Below are 25773 nucleotides of genomic sequence, written 5' to 3'. Positions count from 1 at the left end.
GCAATTGTCTTTGATGCTGCCTTAAAGAATGCGGTTGGTTACTCGAATTTAACCGAAACTACCTTAGAGACGCCAGCCTCCTGCATAGTAACGCCATACAAGGCTCTTGCCGCCTCCATCGTGCGTTTGTTGTGAGTAATCACGATAAACTGTGTCTTCTCAGACATTTCCGCGATCTTAGTGGCGAAACGTCCGACGTTAGCATCGTCAAGCGGAGCATCAACTTCGTCAAGCAGACAAAATGGTGAGGGGCGGTATTTGAATATCGCAAGCACCAGAGCTATCGCGGTCATTGCCTTTTCGCCGCCAGAAAGCAGCATAATATTCTGCAGACGCTTGCCCGGCGGCTGAGCGACAACTTCGATCCCGGCCTCTAAAATATCGTCCGACTCCAACAAGGTCATCTCGCCGCGGCCCCCGCCAAACATATCGAGGAAAAACTGCTTGAAATGCTCGTTGATCGCTTCAAATGCTGATCTAAATCGTTCGCGCGACCGCTGCTTGATCTCTTTCAGTGCTTCTTCGGTTGCCTGGATACTATCTATAATGTCGGTCCGCTGCGACGTCAGGAACAAATGCCTTTCTTCCGCCTCGCCGAGCTCTTCGAGAGCGAGCATGTTGATCGCACCAAAATTATCGAGTTTCTCCCGCAGATCATCCGCATCGCGACGGGCATTTTCGAGTACGAAATTCTCATTCGGCTCGGTGTTTTCGACCAATTCTACAAGTGGAATGTTCAATTCCTGCTGACAGTTATCGCTCGCATTTCGTAACCGCGTCAGAGCCTCGGCCTGACGGATCTCGACCTCGGCTTTCTCGTTTCTCGCCTCGACAGTGCGGCGGTTGATGTCGGCAAGTTCCTCGCTGGTCTTATCTGAAAGCTCTCGGGCCGCAGCCAAACCGGCGATCGCGGCTGCAAGTTCCGTATTTTCCTTCTCGATCTCAGTGCCAGCGGACGAAATGCGATCAGTGATCTCATTGATGGAATCGCGCAGATCTTTGATCTTCGCCTCGGCCTCGGTCAATTCGAGATTCTGCACGGCTATTCGGGATTCGATCTCACGATGTTCGTTCTCTACCCGACGAAGAGCCGACACCGCTGAGCGCCGACGTTCGTCAGATGTCGCGGCGATCATGCGTTTATCATTGAGGATCGCGATCGCTGCTTCGGCCTTTTCGCGAGCAACGTGGAGTTCGAGGCCGACAGAGTCAAGTCTCGCCGACGTTTCTGTTCTCGCGTCCTCAGCACTCTGCTTGTTCGAAATCGCATCGGCACGCCGCTGTTTAACTTCTTCGATCTCCGAGCGGATCTGTCCGGCTTCGTCTGATACGACCTTGCGGTGCCGCTCTGCCCTCGCGATCTCCTCACGGGCGGCGTGAACCTGGATCTGCAGGCCGTGAATACCGCGATCGACCTTGATGATCAGCGACTGCAGATCGACCGTTTTGCTCTCGCTGTCAACTAGGCTCGCTTTCGCCCTCTCGACTACGGCGTTAGCCTTTTCGATCGCCGCCTCAAGCCGTGTACATTCCTTGCCGAGTTGACTCAACTCGCGTTTGAACGCGAGCAGAGAGGAATTTTTTCCCGTCGATTTCTGCTTTCCGCCCACAAACATCCGTCCGCCAAGTAGCAGGTCGCCCTCGTAATTGACAAGTAACTCGCCATCGGAAACCTTCTGGTCGAGATCCTTCACAAGCCTCGCCGACATCTCTCGCGGAAATATCTGCTGCAAGACCTTAGCGAGTTCACCTGATACTCCAAGATGATCTGCCATAGAGCCATCACCTGTTCTTGCCTTATCAGTTCCTGCTTCTAAATCCTTCGGCAGGATGATCATCGCTGTGCGGCCGATGTCGTTCGTTTTTAACCAATTAGAAACCAGCTTTGCATCCCTGACGGATTCGACTACGACAGCTTCCAAAAAATTACCAAAGAGCATCTCGACAGCCGTTTCAGCTTCGCGATCGACGTTCAACCGGTCGGCCAAGACACCGGCGAGATTTACGCCAATATTTTTCTGCTCCGCGAACAACTTCTGCACCTGCGGAGTGTAAACGGCTTTCTTTTCTTCAAGTTCACGCAGGGTCGCGAGCCTGTGACGCTTTGCCGAATGCTCGTCATTTAGAGTTTTGAGTTCGGCCTCTGCAGTTCGAACAACGTTGCGGGCTTCGTTCGTCGCCGCCACAAGAAGATCTTTCTCAGCGTTCAACTCCTTAAGTTTACCTTCTTCCGAAGTCAGATTTTGAGCGAGTTCGTCGGCCTGCTTCTGATTCGCGGCGAATGTTTCTTCTGCTCGATACCCTTCTTTCTGCAGCCCGTCGGCACGCATTTCGAGGCGTTCGAGGTTGTTCTCGAGTTGCCGCGATATCTCATCAAATCGCTCGGCCGCACCTGTGTGCTGCATCAGTTCGCTGCGGAGTTTTTCGATCGTACCTTCGATCGCTGCCAGCGAAGCCGCTTCCTTGCGGTGCTCGTCTTCGGAACTCCGGAGAATTGCTTCTGCCTTGGCGTATTCCGCCGTCTCATTCTGCTCGTCTTTTCGCAGCTTTTCCAGCTCGTCACCGAGCGAAGCATGACGCTCTTTGCTGACCTTGATCTCAGCCCGCAGCGCTTCGCACCGGGTGTTCAGCCCTACGATCTGATCGGACTTATAGATGTGTTCTCTTTCGGCACGGTCGCGTTCGAGGATGTTATTAGCGTGTATTTTTCGAAGCTCAGCAAGGCTTTCCTCAGCATCGCGGGCCTTTTGCGTCGCGTCACGAGCTGCATCTTCCTTTGCTTTGACCTGGGCCTGGAGTTCCGCCTCGATCTCTTCTGATCGACCAAGCTGGATCGCCAGTTCGTTTGAAAGATCGGTCAAATATCGCCCTTCAGCCGCATAAAGCTGGCGGAGAAGTTCGCGAAACTCTTCCTGCAGGATCTTGAACCGCCGTGTTTTCGCAGCTTGCCGACGAAGTGAATTGACCTGCGTTTCGACCTCAGAAATGATGTCGAAGATACGGCTCAGGTTCGATTTTGCACTGTCGAGACGCGATTCCGCAGCGCGCTGGCGGGCACGGAATTTTGAGATCCCGGCCGCCTCCTCAATTAGGTTGCGGCGGTCGGCCGGTTTTGCCGACAGGATCTGCCCGATACGTCCCTGTTCGATGATCGCGTAATGGGCACCTGACAAACCCGTACCGGCAAAGAGATCGGTAATGTCGCGCAAACGGCACGTTTTGCCGTTGAGCTGATATTCACTCTCGCCCGACATATACAAGCGCCGCGTGACCGAAACCGCCTCGCCCGGAGCAAAATCCAGGGCGAAAGAACGCGGACGCCAGTGACGCTTCGTTTTTATCTTGCTCTCAAGCACCTGCGTCGAACCGACAGCCATCGCCTTCACCGCTTCGATCGGTTCGCCTTCTACCGCCTGATCGTCGTGAAATCCGTTCTGCTCGTCAGAAACCTGAGCAGCGATCTCCTCCAATTCCGGCTCGATGCCTTCGATCTCATCCATGTCGACCGCGGCTTCATCGATACCAGATAGAGCCTGATCGATATCGGAAAGCTCGTGATCGTCGCCATCGAAAACGGTATCGTCGCGGACAAGATGCAGGACGACCTCAGCCATTCCGCCCGGTTTTCGGCTGCGGGTTCCGGCAAAAACGACATCCTTCATTTCGCCGCCGCGAAGCGATTTTGCACGCTGCTCGCCGAGCACCCACGACATTGCGTCAGAGACGTTTGACTTGCCGCAGCCGTTTGGCCCTACCACCGCAGTGATGCCGCTGCCGGTAAAAACTATCTCAGTGTAGTCGGCAAATGATTTAAAACCTGATATTTCGAGACGCTGAAGCTTAAACATTCTATAGTGCTGTGAGTTGTGTTGAGCACTATATTTTGTAGGATTGGGCCGTCGAAGTCAACCTTTGAAACCACTGGAACGCAGTTGCCCTCGCCCGCAACGCCGCCACTTCGGCGGGTGTAGAGAACGTCAGGTAAACTCACTTGAGTATTGCCTCAACGTCGTCACGCCGGAGGAACCTGCGTTCCCGGCAAATCGGCAAAAGAATGTCGATCTGAGCAGGCAGACGCACAGCCTACATCAATTCGTCACCGACACTCCGTAAGCCTTGCTTTTCGGCCCGTTCATTATCGAGTTCGGTGAGTACGTCGAGAAGGAAGTTGGTATTACTCGTGATAGCGATCACGATCGGGAATTCCTTTTCGGAAATATTGAACTCAAAAGTGCCGGAGTTGATCTCGATCAGGTCGCGAAAAGCCGCGTGGCCATTAGCTCCATTGCATTCGGCATCAACGATCTTGCCTTCGTTAAAGGAAACGCTGCCCATGTGTAGGTCGGATTTGATGATGCACAGGCCGGTCATTTTCGCACTCTCGATCACCTGCACGGCGTCAAAAATGCTCACGTACGCGAGGCTGCCCGCAAATGTGACATCCGTACGAACTTGCTGAGGCGAACGGTCACGATCGACCGCAAAATCCGGGCGTCGGGCTCGGCGAATGGCTTCAAGGCCGGGAGCGACAGAGATCCGCGGATCGAGCAATTTCGCTTCCTGCAGACGGTCATACGCAAGGTCAAAGTCTTCGCGGGCGATGTATAAGCTGACCAGGGCAAGGCACTGCTTTGCCGCCTCATTCAGATTCTTCTGCTTGACGCAGATATCCCGCATCTTCTCCCGCAGACTGATCGAACGCGGGCTGCGCTCCAGCGACTGCCGAAGCAGTTCAAACGCCTTCTCGGGCGAGCTGTATTTAACAAAAAGATCCGCATCGAGCAGCACAGACTCGATCGTGGTCTCCGTTACGGGAAGTTGAGGTTCAGCGACGGCGAGGCTCATAAATAGAGGTGTGAACAAAAATGTTCAACACATAGGTTAGCATATTCTACGAAGCGGCGTCACCATATTTTTACCCCGATCTTTGACAAAAAAAAGGCTTTCGCCCCCCGGTCAGAACCGCCGGCGTATGCCGGCGGAACGACCATAAATAGCGAAAGCCTAATTAACGACGCTAAGCGTAAGCCTTAGAAATCAAAACGAATACCAGCCCGGATCTGACGCTGGCGATAGGTTCTCGTCGGCACCAGGAAGTTCTGCCGAGCCAGAAGCTGGGCTGACGTCGGAGTTCCGTTCGGATCGTTTCTGAGGGCCGTAAAGTCGATAAATTCCGAACCATAGCTGAAGACCGCCGCGTTCAGAATATTGCCAAACTCGATCACCGGGCGGAATTTAAAGCGTTCTTTAAGCTTAAACTCACGCGACACACTCAGGTCAAAGGTGTAGAAGCTCGGACCAGTACCCGAATTACGCGGTAGATTACCGCCCTTGGCTCCGATCGGCTGCAGCGAAAACTTAGAGATCAATGCATCAGGAACCGGTGAGCCCGGATTTCGGGTTTTGATCTCACTCAGATCGCCGTTGTAGATCAGGCGGTCGGTGCTGACGTCATCGAGGTTCCGGTCCGTGCCGCCGGCTCCGAGATTGAACGGAGCTGACGTACCAAATCGGAAAAGCGGTGAGAATTTCAATTTGCCGAACCACCAAGGCGTATCGAACGTTCCTGACAGAGCAAATCGATGGCGGCGATCCTGTAGATTTCTCGCCCACTCGCGGCTGAAATCGCCATTGATCTCGGCGTTTGAAGTATTATTCAGACCGTCGTCCTTAGTGCTCGAAAGCGTGTATGCCATGCGGAAAGAAGCTCCAAATCCGTATCCAAGTTTGCGATAGCGGCTGCGGAGCTCAAGGATCAGCCCTTGGTAGAACGCGTTACCGATCGAACCAATGCGTGATGTTTCCTGCACCGTCTGATCAGGGCGGAAAGAAGCGATCGCAGCCAAAGCTATACCGATCGGTCCGCCGGTCGCCGCGTTGTTCTGTCCTGGAACCGCCACAGCCGGAGCGGTTGAACTCGTATTGATCGTGTTCAGATTGACGTAACAGTTAGGGGTCGTGGTGCCGCAAACAGTAGTGCCATTCGGAGTCGTGTGAAGTCCGCTGCCATCTGCGGTGTTAGTTCCAAGATAGAAAGTATATTGTCTGCCCGGTGCAAGAGTGTAAGGATTTGCGACCAGATATGCGGTCCAATCGGCATAACCGGAAGGAAGACGCGGCACGTTCGGGTTGTAGTCGCGCCAAAGGTGCACGGTCTTGTTCCAGGTGTAGTTGGCCTCAAAAACCCAGCCCTTTATGATCTCGCGCTCAAATCCGATATTGAACTGATAGCTCTCTGGGATCTTAAGATTTGCCTCAACCGAGCGGAGCGGATTACCTGCAGTCGAAAGATTGTTGACTGAGAACCCGGTGTTCGACGTACACGGTCCCGGAGCACCAACAACGGTGGCACAAGTTGAAGTGACCAACGTGCGGAGTTCTGCGGTCGTCGGGTAGCTGTTAGGGAAATTATTCGCGATCGCCGCGAGAATAGCGACGCGACGCGGATCGGTCGCCCCCGTTCCGATGGTTGTCGAATCGAAGGAAACAAGTGTGCCGCCGCTGTTCTGGATCGAATCACCAACGGTCCGAAGGAGAACGCGATTGTAGAAAATACCGGTTCCGAAGCGGATAACGCCGCGGCCCGATTTGAAAGGATCCCATGAAACCCCAAATCTTGGGCCGATGTTATTCGAATCGTCGACCGCAGTTTCCTTCTCGTACCTGACACCGTAGCTCAGTGTGACATTCGGCTTTACCTGAAGTTGATCGTTGAAAAAAGCCCCATAATAGCGGTTGCGAACATCCTGGCTCGTACCGAAATTCTGACGGTAACGGTTGATCACATTCTGCGTGTAGGAAAGTACGCTGCCGAAATTAAATGTGCCTGTCGCATCGCCCAGTCCGGTGACCTTGGAGACGACGTTCTGGATATCGAAGCCGAACTTGAGGGAATGATCGCCAACTACATGCGTTACAGAGTCCTGAAACTGCCAGCGGGTTTCGTTGCGAGTATCAGCGAAGTTGGACGACGTACTGGTGGTCGAGTTCCCCATGATGAGTGTCCTCACGGTATTTACGACGGGATCACGATAGCTGACCAGCACGACGGGATCGAGCGGGTCCGGAGCCTGAAAACTGGGCTGGTACCGCGACCACTGCATGCGAAATTGGTTGACAGTGCTCGCGCCGAAAACATGATTATCCGTAAAGTTCACGGCATCGGTATTAATGTTTTTCGCCTGAAAGGCATTTTCGAGTCGCGAGGTCGCCGTGCCGTTCGTCCGCCTGTTATTCTTGCGGCCAAACTGGAAGCCGACCGTCAGATCGTTGTTCTCGAACAGTTTATGGTCGATCCTGGCAGTCAAAACGTTGCTCTTATTCGGGGTGTCGTAAAGCTTGTTGTATGGCGAGATCAATCCGGCGGTGGGCGGGACCGCGGTGCAGGCGGCCGGGCTCGCATTATCACAAAACTGACCGCTGCCCGTTGGGGACGGCAAGGTGTATCTTGAATTGGTACCGACCGGCAGATATGCGTCGATCAGAGTCGTATCCGCGAGCTTATTGAATTCGTAAGCAACGGCAAAAAAGGTCTTCTGCTTGATGATCGGCCCGCTAAGGGTGAATCCCGGGTTCAATTCCTGAAGCGGAACGCGGCTGATACCGCGGCTGTTGTTGTACCACGAATTGGCATTCAGGCTTTCGTCTCGAAAGAACATGAAGGCTCGTCCGCGAAGCTGGTTTCCACCGGAACGTGTTCGTATGTTGATACGGCCACCAGATGCCCTGCCGTATTCAGCCGAAAACTGATTAGCAATGACCTGAACCTCGGCGATCGCCTCGAGCGACGGCTGAAAGCGGTCACGTGAGGAACGGTCGTCATTGTTGTCGAGACCGTCGATCGTAATGTTGTTCGAATATGCTGTACCACCAGAGATGGAGAAATTACCCTGCTCGAGTGGGGCAGATGATGGATTAGTACCGTTGCGATCTCAGGCGTTTCCTGGGTTCCAAATCCACTGGCTGCGACCTTTATCTTGTAGGTTCCCGGCTTCAACTTGACAAGCAGATAACGCCCTTCGCCGTCCGTGACTACATTGCGAGACTCTTTGGTCTCCGTCATCGTCGCCGTGACGGTGGCACCAACGATAGCAAGGCCATTAGCGTCAAGCACTTTGCCAGTGATCGTTATATCATCGAGGTCTTGTCCAAAGTTAAGAATGGCCGTGGCCAAAAGCACCAGGGTAAGCGCTAAACTGCGGGTAAAAATTCTTCCAAACATCTATTGCTCCTAACGAATATCCGTATTTTGATTAACCGAAATCGTATCCCAAATTCGCTGGTAAAGCAATCACATTACGGAGGGATATTAAGCAAATGGTAAGACCTTTTAAGTTGGGAAACAGGAGGTTTGGGTGTGTTAGTCATCGAGCGAAGCATCTTGCCGGACTCGCGAAACGCGAAAACGCGACACTGGAATGAGGGCCTCACTCGACGAAAACGCCTCGCTATTACGTGAGAATTCACTCGCATGGGTCTTGAGATATTCAAAAAACTGTTCGAATTCACGCTGCATCTGATCCATCTTGGCACGCATGTTCAGGATGATCTCGACACCGGCAAGATTGACCCCAAGTTCACGTGTGAGCGAGAGAATTATCTCGAGCCGTTCAAGATCCGAATCCTCGTAAAGCCGAGTGTTCCCAATTGATCGAGAAGGCAGCAGCAAACCCTCGCGCTCATAAAGGCGCAAAGTTTGCGGGTGGATATCATACAACTCCGCCACCGCACTGATCGTATAGGTTTTGATTCGCTTCTTCATAGCAAATTGGTATTCGGCATTTGGTCCTTGGTTTTCAAAGGCCAAAAACCAAAAGTCAAAAGCTTATTCCAATCCCATCACCTTTCTCGGATTCTCCGGATTCAGCTTTTCAAACTGCCGCAAAACTTCCTTAGTTTCCTCCGAGATAACACGCGGCAAAGTGATCTTCACTTCTACGAACTGATCTCCTCGCAAACTCGGGTTTCGCAAACTCGGGAATCCACGCTCGCGAAGCCTGAATTTCTGCCCCGATTCGGTTCCCGACGGTATCTTCAACTGCGCCTTCCCCTCGACGGTCGGCACCTCGATCTTCGTACCAAGAGCCGCCTCGGAAACCGTGATCGGTACCGTGATATAGACGTTATCGCCTTTTCTGGTCAGAAAGGGATGCTTACCAACATTTGTCAAAATAAACAGATCGCCGGGCTCGGCTCCCAGCCGCCCGCCATGGCCTTTCTTAGGTACTCGTACGCGAGAACCAGTATCAACACCGGCGGGAATTTTGATCTTCACCTGCTCGGCCTTCGGAGTGACGCCTTTGCCTTGACAAACTGAACACGGCTGGCGACGACGGCCCGTGCCTTCACAATCTGAACAGCTTTGCGAAAATTGCAGCCGTCCCCCGGTCTTCATTACCTGGCCGCTGCCTTTACAGGTTGGACAAGTAACGACAGGCCCTCCGGTGTCGCCCGCACCCTGGCAACGTGAACACTGCTCGCTTCGATTGACTGTAATGTTAGTCGTAAGGCCGGTAAACGACTCCTCAAAACTCAATGCCAGCGGGATCTCAATGTCACGTCCACGCTTTGGCATCGCCCGAGGCGGTTCTGGCTGAGCAGCCCTGCCGGAACCTGCACCGCCACCCCCAAAAAGGTCAGAGAAAATGTCTCTAAAACTCGACCCACTTCCGCCCGTCTGTCCGCCGCTAGAAAAATCGAATCCCGAGAAGTCAAATCCACCCGCCGGCCCAGATCCACCCGCGGCCCCGGAACTGAACGGCGAGGCGTCCGGATCGAGATTGTCCGCGTAGTAACCAAACCGGTCAAAAACCTTACGCTTTTTGTCGTCCGAGAGGACGTCGTACGCTTCTTGAACCTCTTTAAATTTATCCTCGGAAGCCTTGTCACCGGGATTTACATCCGGATGATGCTTACGTGCGAGACGACGGTACGACTTTTTGATTTCGTCCGCTTTGGCGTCTTTTTTTACGCCGAGGATCTGGTAATAGTCTTTTTTAGCCATTTGCTGGTAAGCCGTAAACGTCGGGCCCTGAGCAGTTTAGCTCAAGACCCTGGCATCTTCAATCAACGATCGCAACATAGAAAAGCGGTGGCAGTGAACGACGAAGCCCACTGCCAACCGCTTACTGATCACTGCTTACTTTTTCTCATCTTCCACGTCAACATACTCGGCATCAATGACGTTATCATCGCTTGCAGAAGCCCCACCATCACTATCGGCACCAGCTGCGGCAGAAGACGCCTGATCACCGGCACCGCCGTCCGCTTCAGGTGGCGGCGTCTGGCTATAGATCGCCTCGGCCAGCTTGTGCGAAGCAGTTTGCAGACGCTCGAAGGCATTGTTCATCGCGTCGACATCCTCGCCGCTGAGGGCGGTTTTGGATTCGGCGATCGCGGCTTCGATCTCGCCGGCGGCTGCAGCATCGACCTTATCTTTGTTCTCGGACATGGTCTTTTCAACGCTGTAAACCAAACCGTCCAGACGGTTTCGGCCTTCGATCACGGCCTTTTTCTTTTCGTCCTCACCGGCATGCGACTCGGCATCCTTCATCATCCGGTCGATCTCCTCCTTCGAGAGGCCCGACGAAGCGGTGATCGTGATCTTCTGCTCGCGGCCTGTGCCGACGTCTTTAGCAGATACGTTCACGATGCCGTTGGCATCGATGTCGAACGTAACCTCGACCTGCGGCACCCCGCGCGGTGCGGGTGGAATGCCGACCAGGTGAAATTTACCGAGCGTTTTGTTATCCCCTGCCATCGGGCGTTCGCCCTGGAGCACGTGGACCTCAACCGAAGTCTGGTTGTCCGAAGCGGTCGAAAAGATCTCCGACTTACGCGTCGGAATGGTCGTGTTCTTCTGGATCATCGGCGTTGCTACGCCACCAAAGGTCTCGATTCCCAGCGTCAACGGCGTTACGTCGAGCAGGAGAATGTCGGTCTTCTCACCGCCCAGAACACCGGCCTGAACCGCTGCTCCGAGAGCCACGACCTCATCCGGGTTGACCGATTTATTCGGCTCTTTTCCGAAGAAGTTCTTGACCATTTCCTGGACCTTAGGAATACGCGTCGAACCGCCGACCAGTACGATCTCCTCGATATCCTTGGCGGTCAATCCGGCGTCTTTGATGGCCTGCTCGACCGGCGGCATCAAGCGTTTGAGGACGGGCTCGACGAGCTGCTCGAACTTCGAACGCGTGAGCTTCATCACCAAATGCTTCGGACCGCTAGCATCCGCCGTGATGAACGGCAGATTGATCTCCGTTTCCATCGCCGACGAGAGCTCGACCTTGGCCTTTTCACCGGCTTCTTTCAGCCTCTGAAGGGCCATTTTGTCGTTATGGAGGTCGATCCCCTGATCTTTTTTGAACTCATCGATGATCCAGCTAACGAGGATCTCATCCACGTCATCACCGCCGAGGTGAGTGTCGCCGTTGGTCGATTTTACCTCGACAACGCCTTCGCCAACCTCGAGGACCGAGATGTCAAAAGTACCGCCGCCGAAGTCAAAGACCGCGATGATCTCATCCTTTTTCTTGTCCAAACCGTACGCCAAAGCGGCCGCGGTCGGCTCATTGACGATACGTAGAACTTCGAGTCCGGCAACCTTGCCGGCGTCCTTCGTTGCCTGCCGCTGAGCGTCGTTAAAGTAAGCAGGCACAGTAATTACAGCCTTGTCGACTTTTGACCCGAGGTAATCTTCGGCTGACTGCTTCAGTTTCTGAAGCACCATCGCTGCGATCTCGGGCGGGCTGTACTGCTTGCCTTCGGCGTCGATACGCACGTCGCCATTCGAAGCCTTTTCTACCTTGTATGGAACCTGTTTGATCTCCGAGTTGACCTCATCGTACTTGCGGCCCATAAAACGCTTGATCGAATAAAGCGTGTTCTCAGGATTTGTAACGGCCTGACGCTTGGCGACCTGGCCGACCAAACGATTGCCGTCCTTTGTGAATGCAACGACCGACGGAGTTGTACGTCCGCCTTCGCTGTTCGTGATGACGACGGGCTCGCCGCCTTCCATCACGGCGACGACCGAATTGGTCGTTCCCAGATCGATACCGATAATTTTGCTCATATATTTACTCTCCAAAAATTATGATTGCCACTGCTCTAATAAAAATCATTTAGTTGAGCATGGAGAAATGATAATAGTTGAGTGTGTTGTTGTCAAGTTTATTTATGCCCTTATATGCGCGGGACTTTACCAGACAAAATAACCAGATCATTGGTCGAGCGGCCAGCCCTTTTTGGTCGAGTGTATTCCCAGCGTTTGGTATAGGTGTTTGCCAGTTTGGTAAAGGTGCTTTTTGGCGAAAATATGCTCAGGTATTCTTCAACGATCCACCTTATCGTCGACAAGATCCCCTTGCCGTTCTCGCCGTTCATTGAGCGAACTAGCTGTTCTCACCAAAAAGTACGCAAAACATATCAATCTGAGAAAAACATGTCATTTTGTGCATAACCTATCAATGTGAGAAAAATGGCATTTCAATTCGAATTTGGTTTCGGGATAATTCTGGCTGTACGAACTATCAGGAGGCAAGAATTATGAACAGCAAATGGACCAGATTCGAAGGAAGGCAGCATGGCAGGACGGCTCGGCCCGGATTGCGGGTGACGATCGGCCCGCGGCACGTTATCTATCTAAATGGAAAGGCATTCGATGCGATCGATCGACACCCGGCGGTCGAAATGCTCTATGACGGCAATCGCCGGATCATCGGCATCAAGCCGGTCGATCCGCACAAAAGCTACGCATTCCGCGTCAAAAAGCACGGCAGCTCAGGCGACTATCACCGCATCTCGGCATCGGCATTCTGCCAGCACTTCCGCCTGCAGATCGACAGGACACTGCTTTTCGAAGGTGCGGAACTAGATAACGACGGCGTCCTACTCCTCGACCTGAACCGCACCGTAACGGTCGGCCGCGGGTCAAGATATAAATGAGCGATGCTCGACTGGAGCGGCAAGCATCCCTGCCTGCCACGCCGGTTCCTCCGGCGTTAAGAGTTAAGGTTTAAGGGTGACACCAGCTTGCGAAAATCAAGAGTTTATAACACCGAGGAAGCCTCGGTGTGGCAAGCAGGGATGCTTGCCGCTCCAGTCGTCAGTCTTTATAGCTATTTTCATTGATCTCGAGCGGCCGGTGAATGGTTGGGGGAACATGGGTGTAGCGGCTCAGGAACTTTTCGACCGCCGGTGTTGATCCGACGAAGATCAGCTTCGCACCCTTGTAAACCCGCAGCCGCTTTTCGCCGCCCGTCAAAAACTCGACCTCTACGGTCAGCCCTAACGAATCGGCAATATGACTTATGAACTTTGGTGCCATGGTCTCTTTATTGAATACCCTAGACAACCTGACGACCATATTCAACCCGCCGGAAAACAGCACCTTAAATAGCTGTTAAATGGCACAAAATTGTAATTCCGTTCACAAAGCCGGGAACGCAGGCGCCCTCGCCTGCAAGCGTCCTGCTTTGAGGACGCTGATGGCCGGGGTTATTGATCGATTTGGAAGATACTAACGTCGGTCACGCCGGAGGAACCGGCGTTGCAGCCGAGGGCGGCCGCGTTCCAGTCAGAAGCCGATTACGCCGGAGGAACCGGCGTTGGCAAGCAAAATGCTTGAGCTCCAGTCGAAAGCCTTAAAATTACGCCCCGCGTTGATCTAGCGATCAACGCGGGGCATTTTGTTTTCTACTACTGAAGTCCCCAGAAATCGATGTTCGTCATGTTGGCGGTGACGAGCATGCTTCGGGTTGGGTAGCGGTAGCGTTTTGAGCGGACGCCGATCATGTAGACCTGTGTCGCCGGGACATTTTCGAATGTGAAAATGCCGAACGAACTGGTGGTCGCGATGCGACGGAGGCCGTTCGGGTCGATCAGGACTACCACTGCGTTCTGCACGCCGAGGCCGTTCGGGGTTAGTACCCTGCCGGTAATGGATGCGGCCGTTTCGCCGCAATTAATGCCGAGGGCGGCGTCGTCGATCATGACCACATCGCTTCCGGATGTTCCCGCAGGACGTGTGTAGTTAAAACTCAGCGTCCGCGGCACTCCGTCCGCGAATGCCGACAGATCGACGAACCGGAGCACATAATCATTGTCCGCGACCGCCGGCTCGTTGATCGTTTGGACAACCGTGCCTCCCAGAGAAATTGTAACCGCCGAATTTGCCGGGGCAGTCAGCATGCCGGCTTTCAAATAGTATCTGAGCACCGCATTACTGCCGACCGGAATGACCACGGTCTGCTGGACGCTCGCCGTGTAAGCAGATGACCCATCGCTGAGGCCGTCGAAACGAATAAATCCGGCTCCGGTTCGCGGTACCGCCCCGAGTCCGCACCCCGCCCCGCTGCAGAGAGTTGAACCGGTTGTCGAGACGGACGTCCAACTCGGATTTACAAAAGCATTAGTCGACTCAAAGCCGCCATCCTGAAGCGCGTTCGCGTTCGGCAAACAGGCGGGCGTTGGAGTCGGCGTCGGCATTGGTGTCGGCGTTGGTGTCGGCGTCGGCGGTAGTGGCGTTGGAGTTGGAGTTGGCGGCAGCGGCGTTGGCGTCGGCGTCGGCGTTGGCGGCAGCGGTGTCGGTGTCGGCGTTGGCGTTGGCGTTGGCGGCAACGGTGTCGGCGTTGGCGTTGGTGTTGGTGGCAACGGTGTTGGTGTCGGTGTAGGCGTTGCTGCGGCTCCCGGGGAGAGAGTTAGGTTCGTTAGGAACATCTGATCGCCTGTATCATCGTCCTGATTATCAGCTTGAAGTCCGGCGGCGTAGAATTTGACCGGCCCGACGCTTGCGGCCGGGGCTGTCCAGTTAAATGTCCAGGTTGCTCCGTTTGCCTGCCCTCGAAATACGCCGGTTCCGGATTGGTTCATATACTGCCGCGTCGAAGAATTTGCAACCGCTGTGAAGGAGGTCGTGGCGGTGAGCGTTCCTGCCTTCGAATTTGTCGCCGTATCGAGCGCCGTGAGCTGAAATCCCCATGCTCTCCGCGTGGTGTCGGTCGTGGCTTGCGTGACCGTTATCTGAATAGTTTGGCCCGGCGTATAGGTCGCGGGTGCTAATATCTGGATCGTTCCGGGGCCGCTATTTGAGTTGTGACAGCTGGTGCACGTTTGCTCACTCGGAGCTCCCGTGCGGGCATTTGGCGAACCGTTTGAGCGAGCCTCAACCTCCGTGGCCGAGCGGTCGCCGGTAAAAACTATGATCAAGGAACCGAGAATAAATAGGGCGAGAACGATGAGCTTTAGCTTATGAATATTCGGGACCATTTTTGAACCTCCTTGTTTAGACACTGCGTATGACCGGCATCGAAAAACGTTGTGCGGGAGGCCAACCGATGTATGCGTACGCGGAAAGATCGTGAAGTTGTCAAAGCGGGGTCAATTCGAACTTGGCAATTACCGTTCCATCAGAAACGACGGTATTTTGCCCGCAAAATGTAGCTCTGCGATCAGGAACAGGGCGGAGATGCGCGGATATTTTTTCGCAGCAGTGCGTATTTGTTCACAGTAAACAATTTTTAACACGAGGCGAGTTAGCTTTGTAGGGATGTGCTGTTTGGCTCTCTATCCAAGCGGTCAGATCAAAAATGGAGACGATTTAATATTCGATGAGATTCCATACTAATTTTGCGCTGCTTTTCCTGTTGCAGTCGTGTTACCGCTAGTGGCAGTGCCCAGAAACCGAATTCGAAGAACGAGGTGCAATCGCTCAGTATCCACTCCGATACGCTACAGAGTGGTAAACTAAATCCATGGATACGGCATTTGAAATCGACCGCCGGAACGGTCAGATGATTAGTCGCGGGCGTCGCCTCGCGTATCTGACGATCATTTGGAATTCCCTTGAAGGTATTCTTGCGGTCGGAGCGGGAATCCTCGCTGGAAGTATAGCCTTGGTCGGCTTTGGCGTTGACTCGGTCATAGAGGTTTCGTCGGGCGCGATAATCCTTTGGCGGTTGGTCGCGGGTGACCGCAGAGAAAAGCTAGCTCTGCGGCTCGTGGGCATCAGTTTTCTTGCCCTTGCGACCTACGTTGGCTTCGATGCCTTGAAATCGCTGGCTTATCGCGAACTTCCAGAAGCCAGCTATGCCGGAATCGGCATCGCCGCTCTCTCGCTGGTTGTCATGCCCTGGCTTGCGCGAGCGAAACGAAAAGTGGCCGCCAGTCTGAACAGCAAAGCTATGCACGCGGATTCACGCCAGACCGATCTTTGCACGTATCTTTCGGCTATCTTGCTCGGCGGCCTGCTTCTCAACGCGATCTTCGGTTGGTGGTGGGCCGATCCGGTCGCGGCTTTAATAATGGTTCCGATAATCTCGAAAGAAGGCGTTGACGCACTTCGGGGCGAAACTTGTGACAACTGTCATTGCGGATAGCGTGTCGCAGTAATGTCTTTCTCGCCGCGAAGAGCGGGAACGACCTGCATCCGGACCAGGTAGATCCGCTGGTCGAAGCTATGGCATATTATTCCGCCGTCCGAGCGGTCCTTATCCGCTTATCTGCGTTTTTTCGCACCAGCTGTTTGGCTCGCTTGCTTAGTAAAAACGAACCTGTGTTTGATAAAATCCAAGCTGTCAGAACAAAACTGGAGACGATTTAATATTCGATGAGATTCCGTACTAATTTTGCGTTGCTTTTCCTGTTCGCGGCCTTATTTACCGCTGTTGGCACTGCCCAAAAACCGAAGTCGAAGGACGAGGCACTCAAGGAGATCGCCGCCCTGGTTGCCACCAAAAATCCCGAAGATATGGCGAAGGCGTATCCGCTGGGGAAGGATTTTGTCGCCCGCTTTGGGAAGGACAATAAGGACGGGAAAGACAAGGCTGTCAATCAGGTCAAGGCTTTCGTTGAGGGTTATCGCGAGAATTCGTTCTTCGCCGCAGTGGACGGAAACAAGCCCGCCGATGCCTTTGCACTGGGCAAAGATATTCTGGCGGAGCACCCCGACGATGTCAGCGTTATGATCAATCTGGCGCACGCTGGTTACAACTCCTTGGGAACGACCCGCAACAAGACCTACGCAAATGAGACGATCAGCTTCGCGAAAAGTGCGGCTCAGGCGATCGAATCGGGCACGACGCCGAAGACCTTTGCCCCATATAAGGACAAGGACGAGGCCCTCGCGTGGATGTACTACATTCCGGGCTACATTGTGATCGACACTGACTACAAAGAGGCGGCGGCAAACATCTACAAAGCCACGACTTTCAACGCCCCGGTCAAGGAAAGCTCGCTGCCGTACTATCTGATCGCCTCGTATTACGAAGACGTTTACGCCAAACTCTCGACCGATCTGAAGGCCAAAGTTGCCGCCAAAACGATCAACGATGCGGACTTCAAAACGGCTAACGACCGCATAACTAAAGCCATCGAATTGATGATGGATGCGTACGCACGAGCATTCAAGAAAGGTGAAGCCGAGAAGAACCCGAACGCCGCTCAATGGAAAGAGCGTCTCACGCAGGTTTACAAATTCTCTAAGAAGACCGAGGAAGGGCTGCCGGAGTTTATCAAGTTCGCGGTGCTGTCGCCGATGCCGGATCCAGCGAAATTCTAGTCGGCGGCCTTGGCGGCTTCCTCTTCGCGCCTCAGTCGAGCGACCTGGAAGATGTAGTGAATGCCGGAAACAACCGCGAAAAAGGCAACGGTCGTGTAAACCGTCGGCAGATAAAAGCCGCGAAGCTGTGGAAACACCGCGGCGATCATGATCAGGATGACGCCGAGTACCTGAACAAAGGTACTCGCCTTGCCGAGCCACGAGGGTTTGAATCCGCGAAAGCCGGTCATGACATTTATCGTGCCGGCGATGGTAATGATGCCGATATCGCGCCCGATGACGCACGCCGTGACCCAAAACGGTATTGGCAAATGCCGCTCGTTGCCGACCACGCTCGATAGCGTCAGCATCACAAAAGCGGTCGTCATCAGCAGTTTGTCGGCGATGGGATCAATGATCGTCCCGAGCTCCGATTCCTGCTTCATCCGCCGCGCGATAAAGCCATCGATGCCGTCAGAAACGCCGGCGATCGTGAAAACGATAAGCGCCCAGCCTTCGCGATGATAAACGAGTAGGATCGCAAACACGGGAATCAGGCCGATCCGCAGAAAGGTCAGCATGTTCGCAACAGTAAGGACTTGTGTGGAAATATTCGAGGCCATTTTATTGCGGAATGCGGAGTGCGGAGTTCGGAATCAAGATCGCTTTTTACCTCGGGCAGTATTTATTGAAGAAACCCATATTGCAGTCAGTTGGTTGGCCTCGTCGAGCAGATTCGCGACCAATTCGGCCTTGAGAGTTTCTGAGTCAACTAACATTTCAATCCAAAAAGCTGATTCATCGGTTTCTTCTTCGACAATTCCAAGCTTTGAGATGAACTCCGCCGTTGATCGAGCCCTGCAAGCTGCCCGATAATTTGCAGCGACGGATGTTCCCGAACGTATGAGCTGATTCCCAATTGTCTTCCCCGTAACAGTTTTGGGTAGACTCTCCACAAGTTTGATTACACGCAAAGCAAACTTTTTTGTCCTGTCCTTTAAATTGTCATTTTTATCCATACCAAATCGTCAGTAAGTCCTTCATTTAACCCAAAACAAATTCCGCACTCCGCATTCCGCACTCCGCACTCCGCACTTAAAAGCATTTCAGCTCCAATAACGAGATCTCGGGCGGGCATTGGTATCGCATTGGAACGACAACGGTGCCGATGCCGCGTGTGACGTAAACCTGCGAGCGTCGGCGTTCGTAAAGGCCGGCTCGCAGCTTGCGCGGACGCAAAAGGCGTTTTTGGTCATCGCGAAATTTGATCTGGCCGCCATGCGTGTGGCCGCTGAGCGTGAGATCGACGCCGTAACGGGCGGCTTCGCGAAAGATGATCGGATTGTGCGCAAGCAGGAGTTTCATTTCGTCAGGGAACGAACCTTTGAGCGCCGCCGGAACGTCGGTTCTGCCGACCATGTAATCGTCAACCCCAGCCAGCCAGAACGATGCCCCGCGAGCCTCGAACCGGAAACCTTCATTGACCAGCATATTAATGCCTTCGCCCCGGAAAAGATGCGTGACGAGGTCGGCGTCGGTCCAGTGATCGTGGTTGCCAAGACACGCGTGAACGCCAAATTTTGCCTTTAGTTTAGCGAGCTCAGCCGCCACCGGAGCGATATATTCACGCTCGTGCGAGACATAATCGCCCGTCAGGAGAAAAATGTCAGGCCGGAGCCGATTAGCGACCTTTACAACGCGCCGGATGTGCTCGATGCCGGTAAAAGGACTGTGGTGAATGTCAGAGAGATGAATGATCTTAAACCCGTCGAGCTGTTTCGGCAGACGCTTCAGACGAATTTCAACCCGCTCGAGCGAAAGGCTGTTCGCCTCATTAAGGGCGGTTCGCGCGGTCTTCGACCAGTTCCCAGCAAGCTTCCGTATCGGCTCCTCAGATGCAACGTACGCACTGATCCGTTCAGACAGCTTTACCCGCTTTGTTGCAGTTTCTCTCATCGTTGGATTACTGAGTATAGCCCCTCGGGCAGGAGAATACAACGGTTTTCGACTGGAGCGGCAAGCATCCCTGCTTGCCACACGGCGGCTTCCGCCGTGTTAGGCCCTCGAACATTACTCCAATCGACTTAAAACTCAGAGCATAAGCGGCCTTCGACCGCTGGCAAGCAGGGATGATTGCCGCTCCAGTCCGCTACGCGATCACTTTTAAAAACTTCCGCTTCCCAACTTGAAGTAAAACTCCATCGGCATCAATAGCTATCTCGGCGTTCGCTGCGGACGCTTTTTCGCCGTTGACCTTGACGCCGCCCTGTTCGATCAGGCGTCGGGCTTCGCCTTTTGACGCGGCGAGGCCGGTATCGGCGATGAGTGCCGCGAGGGCGTATGTTCCGGCAGCTACGGTCTTTTCCTCGATCTCGTCGGGAACTTCTTTTTGAACAAAACGTTTGACGAATTCTTCCTCAGCCGCGTCAGCCGCTGCTTGAGAATGAAAATCAGCTATGATCAACTTAGCGAGATTCACTTTAACGTCACGAGGATTTTTACCTTCCGCGATTTCAGATCTCAGATTCGAAATTTCAGACGGCGACAGATCCGTCAGCAGCTCGAAATATCGCCACATCAGGTCGTCGGTGATCGACATTACCTTGCCAAACATCTCGCCCGCGGGTTCGTCGATGCCGATGTAGTTGCCGAGCGATTTTGACATTTTGTTGACGCCATCGAGGCCTTCGAGCAGCGGCGTGGTAATGATGACCTGCGGTTCCTGAGCGTATTCACGCTGCAGGTTGCGCCCCATCAGGAGGTTGAATTTCTGATCGGTTCCGCCTAGTTCGACATCCGCATTCAGAGCAACGCTATCGTAACCCTGGACCAGCGGATACAGCAGTTCGTGAAGCGAGATGGGCTTTTCCTCGTTCATCCGCTTGGTAAAATCGTCGCGTTCGAGGATCTGTTTGACGGTGGTTTTGGCGCAGAGCTTAATGAAATCAGCCGCGTTAAATTTATCCATCCACTCGCCGTTAAACCGCAGTTCCGTCTTCTCCGGATCGAGCAGTTTGAACATCTGCCGTTTGTAGGTTTCGGCGTTCACATTTATTTCTTCCCGCGAAAGCGGCGGTCGCGTGACGTTCTTGCCCGAAGGGTCGCCGATCATCCCCGTAAAATCACCGATCAAAAAGATAACCGTATGCCCCAGGTCCTGAAACGCCTTCAATTTGCGAATGACAACCGTGTGTCCGACGTGGATATCCGGCGCGGTCGGGTCAAGCCCAAGCTTTACCCGAAGCGGCTTTCCGGTCTTCTCGGCACGCTCGAGCTTTTTGCGGAGGTCTTCCTCGCGAATAACGTCAACGGTGCCTTTTTTTAGGAATTCTATTTGTTCGTCAATGATCATGAAAAATTATGTGCCTTATGGCATCAGCTTGTCGTAATCCGCATGTGACCCAATCCAAAACCACAAGGTAGCTCCATTATATTCAACCGCCAGAGCCCGATAGTGAACTCCGACGCGGGCTGACCACATGTCATCAATCTTTTTGAAATTTAAGGATGGATGGTGCGGATCTGTTTTGAGTAGCAAAAAATTCTTATCCGCCAGCTTCTGAATGTGGGTTGGCAGTTTTTCATAGAGCTTCCAAAATTGCGGCGTAGTTCGATGTTTCACAAGGGACGTGTCCGTCCTGCATCGCTCTCGGCTCTTGCTTGACTGATTAGAGATTCAAATCTCCCCGCCTGTGAATCACTCTCGATCTGATCGTCCCATAACCGAGACCGATGCTCCTCGAACCAAACTTCAAATTCAACCAAGTCACTATGCGGCAATTTCTCGACTGCATTTTCTATCTCTTTAACTGTCATCGTGTCCATATCTCACAAAAATATCAGTTTTAGCTGCAAAAATACAGAAATCGTCCGAATAAATGATTCTGCAGTCATAACCTTCGATACATTATATATGCATTCGTCAGGCCGTTTTTTGAGTGGTTGATGGCATCCGGGATCTCGCCGATGATCTCGAAGCCGACGCTCTTCCATAGATTTACGGCGACGGTGTTGCTTTTTACGACGAAATTGAATTGTATCGCGGTGAATCCGAGTCGGCGGGCCTCTTTAATCGAGTGTTCGGCCATTTGTTTGCCGATCCCTTTACCCTTCGCATCTGGCGAGACCATGTATGCACCGTTTCCAACGTGGGCACCAAGGCCGGGATTGTTTGCTCTGAGCCAATAAATGCCAAGCACTTCCTCGCCTTCGACTGCGACATAATTGTGTTTGTCCGGGGTGAACCAGTACGCCATCATCTCGTCTTCAGGCGAGTCAGGCGCGAAGACGTATGTATCTCCGCCAGCGATCACCGCTTTGATTATTTGCCATATCGCAGGTTTGTCGTGGGTCTCGGCTTTGCGGATCTCGATCATTTTTGCTGCCTTTGCGTTCTAAGCTAGTTTGCGTAAAACTCATAAAATGTTCCTGTTATTTTACGCAAAGGCTCAAAGTTCGCAAAGAGTCGTCTATATAACAAGAGCGGTTCTCGGAAAGATCCAATATGCGAAATATATTTATCGAATTGGAGTTCATTCACGACACTTTACAGAAACATGGTCCGGTTGCCGCGCTTGGCGGCATCGTGGTGGTCGGCCTAGGGCTGATACTCGCGAGATTAGAAATGATATTGGCCGGTGCTATCGTGATTTTCGTGGTTGCCGTGGACTTTGTCATAATGCTCTTTCTCGGCAATCGTAAATCAAACTGATCCGGTCGGAGCAAGGAATTTGAATACTTATGGCGAACGATCTGAAGAATCTGCATTTAGCATTTATCGGCTGTGGTGTGATGGGCGAATCGATGCTCGCGGGGCTCTTGCGAAAAGACCTCGTCGATCCCAAGAATATCGCGGCGAGTCACCCGCGTGAGAGCCGCCGGAAAGAGCTGGCGGGAAAACACGGGATCGCAGTTTTTGAGAGCAATGCCGAAGCCGCGAAAATGGTCATCGGCAAAGAGAATTCGGCCGTTGTGATTTGCGTCAAGCCGCAGCGGCTCGCAAGCGTGCTGAGCGACCTGACCGGCGTGCTGCATCTCGACCAGCTCGTCCTCTCGATCGTCGCCGGAGCCCGGATCGAGCATCTTGCCGACGAACTCGGCACTGCCAAGATCGTCCGCGCAATGCCAAACACGCCTTCGCAGATCGGTGCTGGGATTACGGCCTGGACCTGCACCAGTGCGGTCGATGAGACCGAGCGCAGCCACGTGTCCGAGATGCTTTCGGCCCTCGGAAAAGAGCTTTTTGTCGAGACCGAGAACATGATCGACATGGCGACCTCGCTCTCCGCCACCGGCCCGACCTACATTTTCATGGTCATGGAAGCCCTCACCGACGCGGGCGTCCACCTCGGATTCTCACGCGACATGGCCAAGGAACTCGTCCAGGAAACGATGCTCGGCTCCGTTAAATTTGCCATGGAATCCCACAAACACCCCGCCGAACTCCGCAACATGGTCACCTCCCCCGGCGGCACCTCAGCCGAAGCCATCTACCAAATGGAAAAAGGCTCGCTCCGGACGGTACTATCGAAGGCGGTTTATGCGGCTTATAAACGGGCGGTCGATCTTGGAAAGAAGTAGGCCTGGCGATATTAGACCGGAAGTGAGACCTTACTGAGCAGGGCGGTAAAGCGCGGTTCGGAGCGGAGGCTGTCGAAATTCGGTTCGACCAGCAAGTACTGGATCTGCGAATCATGCTCATCGTAAGCCCGCTCAAGGGCAGCAAGTGCTTTATTGCGTTCGCCGAGACCTACATACAAGATCGCAAGCTCAAGCGGCGACACATATGCCGTATTGTTTTCAAGCCCGCGAAGAATGGCTTTCGCTTCACCAAGCTGTCCATCCCGGGCAAGGGCAGAGCCAAGATAACAACGGACGCCCGCGTGATCCCCGCCAATCCTCAGCATGTCCCGGTAACCGGAGATAGCTTCTTTAATGCGCCCTTGAGCTGAATATGTCAATGCCCTGCCGTAATGGCCGCCGCCGCTAGCCGGATCCAGTTCGATGCTTATATTGTACTGCTCCAGTGCCCGGTCGTATTGGCGGGCAAAGTAGAACCCATAAGCAATATCCGAGTTGATCGTAGACTTTAATGGATCAAGCTCGCGGCCAAGCCTCATCTCGGCCGCGGCCTCATCATGCCGGGCCTGCGTAGTGAGGAAGAATGAGTAGCCAAAGTGGACCGCCGCAAGATTCGGGTTTAGCTCGATCGCTCTTTTGTATTCGCGTTCCGCCCCAACCCAATCCCAATCCAAACGGCAAACTCCAGCCATTGCGAGGTGAGCCTCGGCTAGGTTGTCATCTAATTCGATGGCTCTCTCCGCAGCTGCCCTAGCCTTCTGGGTCATTTCGATCGGGTCCTGAAACCCATTTTGGCCAAGATAAAGATACGACCCTGCCAGCGAAGCATACGCCGATCCATAATTGCTGTCGATCACAAGAGCCTGCAGAAACAACTCAATAGCTTTCTTCGAGTTTTCCGCTCCGCTTTTTGCACGATAGAAATGACCTTTTTGCAGCAGTTCGTAAGCCCTTGGATCTGCTTGATCGCGCTCGGCCAATCGCCGCTGCTCGCTTCCCGTAAGCCCCAAATTAAGTTTAGCGGCGATCTGACGTAGGATCTCACCCTGGATCTTTATTAGATCTGCCGGCCTGCCGTCGAATTGCCCTCCCCAGATCTGCGAATTATCGGTCACATCAATGAGTTCCGCTCTCACATTCAGCTTGTCGTCCTGTTTCGTCACGCGGCCGTTCAGGAGAGCCCGTACGCTTAACTCCCGACCGATCTTTTGATAATCGAACTCCGTTCCTTTGAATCTAAATGACGAGCCCCGGGCAATGACCTTAACGCCGGACAGTTTCGAGAGCTCGTCAATCAGTGAGTCGGCAAGGGCGTCGGACAAATATTCCGATTCCAGATCGCCCGTTGCGTTATCAAATGGCAAGACCGCGACCGTATTTACCGGTACAGGATCTTTCCCATTATAAAAATATGCGGTGACTGAGGCGATCGCTGCCGCCAGAAACAGGATCCCGATCATAATAGCCCTTGGGCCAGACCATCTTGCGGCAGAAGATCTAACTGCACGACCTTCAGTATCATCTTTTCCGGCGGTGTCGATTTTTCGGGTGCTGCCAATGGAATTATCATCCGGCCAGATTTTTCTCACCGCCTTGATACCGGAGAGCATGTCGGCAGCGTCCTGATAGCGTTCATCAGGATCTCTCCTCATCGCCCTGCAAATAACTTTTTCCAACCCACCCGGCAGGGTTCCAATGAAAGTTTCCTGATCTTTTTCCTGCATCGACGCGAGCATTTCACCGGCCGTATTGCCTTTGAACGGCTTACGTTCGTAAAAAAACTCAAACATCACCACGCCGAGACTCCAGATATCGCTTCGGGCGTCGACCGGTTCGCCTGCCGCCTGTTCGGGCGACATATATGCCAGGGTTCCCATCACTAGTCCCGCTGCCGACAGGAGCGGATCGGTTGGAGCAGCGTGCGTAATATTGTCTGACGCGATTAACGGCACTCCCGCTATCTTTGCCAGGCCAAAGTCGAGAACCTTTACCAACCCATCCGTGCGGAGCATTATGTTCTCGGGCTTTATGTCGCGGTGAAAAATACCCGCCGAATGCGCTGCAACGAGAGCCGACGCGACCTGGGAAACCAGATCCAGACGCTTCTCAAATGTCATTTCGCCATCATCCATTGCCTTTCGAAGCGTGATGCCGTCGATGAACTCGGTGGCAATGAACGGGGTATTTCTTGTCTTGCTTACCTCGTGGACAGTGATGATATTTGGATGATTGAGTGCGGAGGCAGCTTTAGCTTCGCGAATAAAACGCCGAAGTCCGTCAGCATCGTGATCAAATTGAGCAGTAAGGATCTTGATGGCAACTTTGCGCTCAAGAGCCGTATCCAATGCGAGAAAAACATCACCCATTCCGCCCGCACCGAGCTGCGACAGTATCTTGTAGTGCTTGACCCTCTTGCCGACCAGGTTTCGTCGCAGTTGTTCCCTAACTAGGTCAGCGGCGACGTCGGTCGGCGGATCGTCGATCAGGCTGAGTGGTTTATTTGCAAACGAAAGCAGGGATTCAACTTCAAGGCGAAGTTCGAGGTCGCCGCCGCATGAGCTCGAGAGAAACGACGGCCATTCATCGGCGGGCACCTCGAGCACCGCGTGATAGATATCTTCAACCTGAGCGAGTCGTTCGGGTTCCATTGAGTG

The 25773-nt window shown here is 53.4% G+C and carries 22 protein-coding genes; 5 read left to right on the top strand and 17 right to left on the bottom strand.

All coding sequences use genetic code 11. The features are described from left to right. Nucleotides 1–38: 38 nt before the first annotated feature. The 8 genes from smc to IPG22_00370 all read right to left on the bottom strand — a co-directional run bounded on the left by smc (nt 39) and on the right by IPG22_00370 (nt 12387). Nucleotides 39–3848 (bottom strand): chromosome segregation protein SMC, encoded by a 3810-nt coding sequence (smc, locus tag IPG22_00405; protein ID MBK6586770.1) that lies wholly within the window; start codon nt 3846–3848, stop codon nt 39–41. A gap of 235 nt (nt 3849–4083) precedes the next feature. Further along, on the bottom strand, nt 4084–4845 hold the full coding sequence (locus IPG22_00400; GenBank protein ID MBK6586769.1) for a DUF4388 domain-containing protein: 762 nt from the start codon (nt 4843–4845) through the stop codon (nt 4084–4086). A 185-nt stretch (nt 4846–5030) separates the two neighbouring features. Next, nucleotides 5031–7658 carry a TonB-dependent receptor gene (locus IPG22_00395; protein MBK6586768.1) on the bottom strand — a complete coding sequence of 876 codons (2628 nt, stop codon included), beginning with the start codon at nt 7656–7658 and terminating at the stop codon, nt 5031–5033. Then, complete coding sequence (locus IPG22_00390; protein MBK6586767.1) at nt 7634–8221, bottom strand: carboxypeptidase regulatory-like domain-containing protein; 588 nt, start codon at nt 8219–8221, stop codon at nt 7634–7636. The genes IPG22_00395 and IPG22_00390 overlap by 25 nt, the downstream gene beginning before the upstream one ends. Before the next feature lie 138 nt (nt 8222–8359). Continuing rightward, nucleotides 8360–8761: a helix-turn-helix transcriptional regulator gene (locus IPG22_00385; GenBank protein MBK6586766.1), complete on the bottom strand. Its 402-nt coding sequence runs from the start codon at nt 8759–8761 to the stop codon at nt 8360–8362. A 63-nt stretch (nt 8762–8824) separates the two neighbouring features. Then, entirely contained in the window at nt 8825–10003 is a 1179-nt protein-coding gene (gene dnaJ / locus IPG22_00380; protein ID MBK6586765.1) for a molecular chaperone DnaJ, read from the bottom strand. Nucleotides 10004–10138: 135 nt separating this feature from the next. Continuing rightward, a complete protein-coding gene (gene dnaK / locus IPG22_00375; GenBank protein ID MBK6586764.1) occupies nt 10139–12076 on the bottom strand; it encodes a molecular chaperone DnaK in 1938 nt (645 codons plus the stop codon). Between the two features lie 110 nt (nt 12077–12186). Beyond that, on the bottom strand, nt 12187–12387 hold the full coding sequence (locus IPG22_00370) for a hypothetical protein (protein MBK6586763.1): 201 nt from the start codon (nt 12385–12387) through the stop codon (nt 12187–12189). 162 nt (nt 12388–12549) lie between these two features. Here IPG22_00370 and IPG22_00365 point away from each other — a divergent pair, with 162 nt between their 5' ends. Next, nucleotides 12550–12948: a hypothetical protein gene (locus IPG22_00365; protein MBK6586762.1), complete on the top strand. Its 399-nt coding sequence runs from the start codon at nt 12550–12552 to the stop codon at nt 12946–12948. A gap of 160 nt (nt 12949–13108) precedes the next feature. Here the strand turns inward: IPG22_00365 and IPG22_00360 are convergent, their stop codons facing one another. Both IPG22_00360 and IPG22_00355 read right to left on the bottom strand, forming a co-directional pair. Continuing rightward, the gene (locus IPG22_00360; protein MBK6586761.1) at nt 13109–13330 is read right to left on the bottom strand and encodes a hypothetical protein; all 222 of its coding nucleotides are present in this window, start codon (nt 13328–13330) and stop codon (nt 13109–13111) included. A gap of 371 nt (nt 13331–13701) precedes the next feature. After that, on the bottom strand, nt 13702–15270 hold the full coding sequence (locus IPG22_00355; protein MBK6586760.1) for a carboxypeptidase regulatory-like domain-containing protein: 1569 nt from the start codon (nt 15268–15270) through the stop codon (nt 13702–13704). A gap of 524 nt (nt 15271–15794) precedes the next feature. On the opposite strand from IPG22_00355, the gene IPG22_00350 reads away from it, so the two are divergent. Both IPG22_00350 and IPG22_00345 read left to right on the top strand, forming a co-directional pair. Next, nucleotides 15795–16379 carry a cation transporter gene (locus IPG22_00350; protein MBK6586759.1) on the top strand — a complete coding sequence of 195 codons (585 nt, stop codon included), beginning with the start codon at nt 15795–15797 and terminating at the stop codon, nt 16377–16379. A 230-nt stretch (nt 16380–16609) separates the two neighbouring features. Next, on the top strand, nt 16610–17560 hold the full coding sequence (locus tag IPG22_00345) for a hypothetical protein (protein MBK6586758.1): 951 nt from the start codon (nt 16610–16612) through the stop codon (nt 17558–17560). On the opposite strand, the gene IPG22_00340 is transcribed toward IPG22_00345, so the two are convergent. From IPG22_00340 to IPG22_00315, 6 genes are all read right to left on the bottom strand, one after another. Then, a complete protein-coding gene (locus IPG22_00340) occupies nt 17557–18162 on the bottom strand; it encodes a CDP-alcohol phosphatidyltransferase family protein (protein ID MBK6586757.1) in 606 nt (201 codons plus the stop codon). The two genes, IPG22_00345 and IPG22_00340, sit on opposite strands and share 4 nt — an antisense overlap. Before the next feature lie 33 nt (nt 18163–18195). Continuing rightward, nucleotides 18196–18558, bottom strand: coding sequence for a four helix bundle protein (locus tag IPG22_00335; protein MBK6586756.1), 363 nt, complete (start codon nt 18556–18558; stop codon nt 18196–18198). A 76-nt stretch (nt 18559–18634) separates the two neighbouring features. Beyond that, a complete protein-coding gene (locus IPG22_00330; GenBank protein ID MBK6586755.1) occupies nt 18635–19495 on the bottom strand; it encodes a metallophosphoesterase in 861 nt (286 codons plus the stop codon). A 193-nt stretch (nt 19496–19688) separates the two neighbouring features. Continuing rightward, nucleotides 19689–20891, bottom strand: coding sequence for a tyrosine--tRNA ligase (locus tag IPG22_00325; GenBank protein ID MBK6586754.1), 1203 nt, complete (start codon nt 20889–20891; stop codon nt 19689–19691). 15 nt (nt 20892–20906) lie between these two features. Then, nucleotides 20907–21161, bottom strand: coding sequence for a hypothetical protein (locus IPG22_00320; GenBank protein MBK6586753.1), 255 nt, complete (start codon nt 21159–21161; stop codon nt 20907–20909). 268 nt (nt 21162–21429) lie between these two features. Beyond that, nucleotides 21430–21915: a GNAT family N-acetyltransferase gene (locus tag IPG22_00315; GenBank protein ID MBK6586752.1), complete on the bottom strand. Its 486-nt coding sequence runs from the start codon at nt 21913–21915 to the stop codon at nt 21430–21432. A gap of 128 nt (nt 21916–22043) precedes the next feature. On the opposite strand from IPG22_00315, the gene IPG22_00310 reads away from it, so the two are divergent. Continuing rightward, nucleotides 22044–22250, top strand: coding sequence for a hypothetical protein (locus IPG22_00310; GenBank protein ID MBK6586751.1), 207 nt, complete (start codon nt 22044–22046; stop codon nt 22248–22250). A 29-nt stretch (nt 22251–22279) separates the two neighbouring features. Next, entirely contained in the window at nt 22280–23119 is an 840-nt protein-coding gene (locus IPG22_00305) for a pyrroline-5-carboxylate reductase (GenBank protein MBK6586750.1), read from the top strand. A gap of 11 nt (nt 23120–23130) precedes the next feature. On the opposite strand, the gene IPG22_00300 is transcribed toward IPG22_00305, so the two are convergent. Continuing rightward, complete coding sequence (locus IPG22_00300) at nt 23131–25767, bottom strand: protein kinase (protein MBK6586749.1); 2637 nt, start codon at nt 25765–25767, stop codon at nt 23131–23133. Between the last annotated feature and the right edge of the window lie 6 nt (nt 25768–25773).

The organism is Acidobacteriota bacterium, assembly GCA_016703965.1.
Taxonomy (GTDB): domain Bacteria; phylum Acidobacteriota; class Blastocatellia; order Pyrinomonadales; family Pyrinomonadaceae; genus OLB17.
Note: the sequence above shows the minus strand (reverse complement) of the source record. Positions and strands in the feature narration are given on the sequence as shown.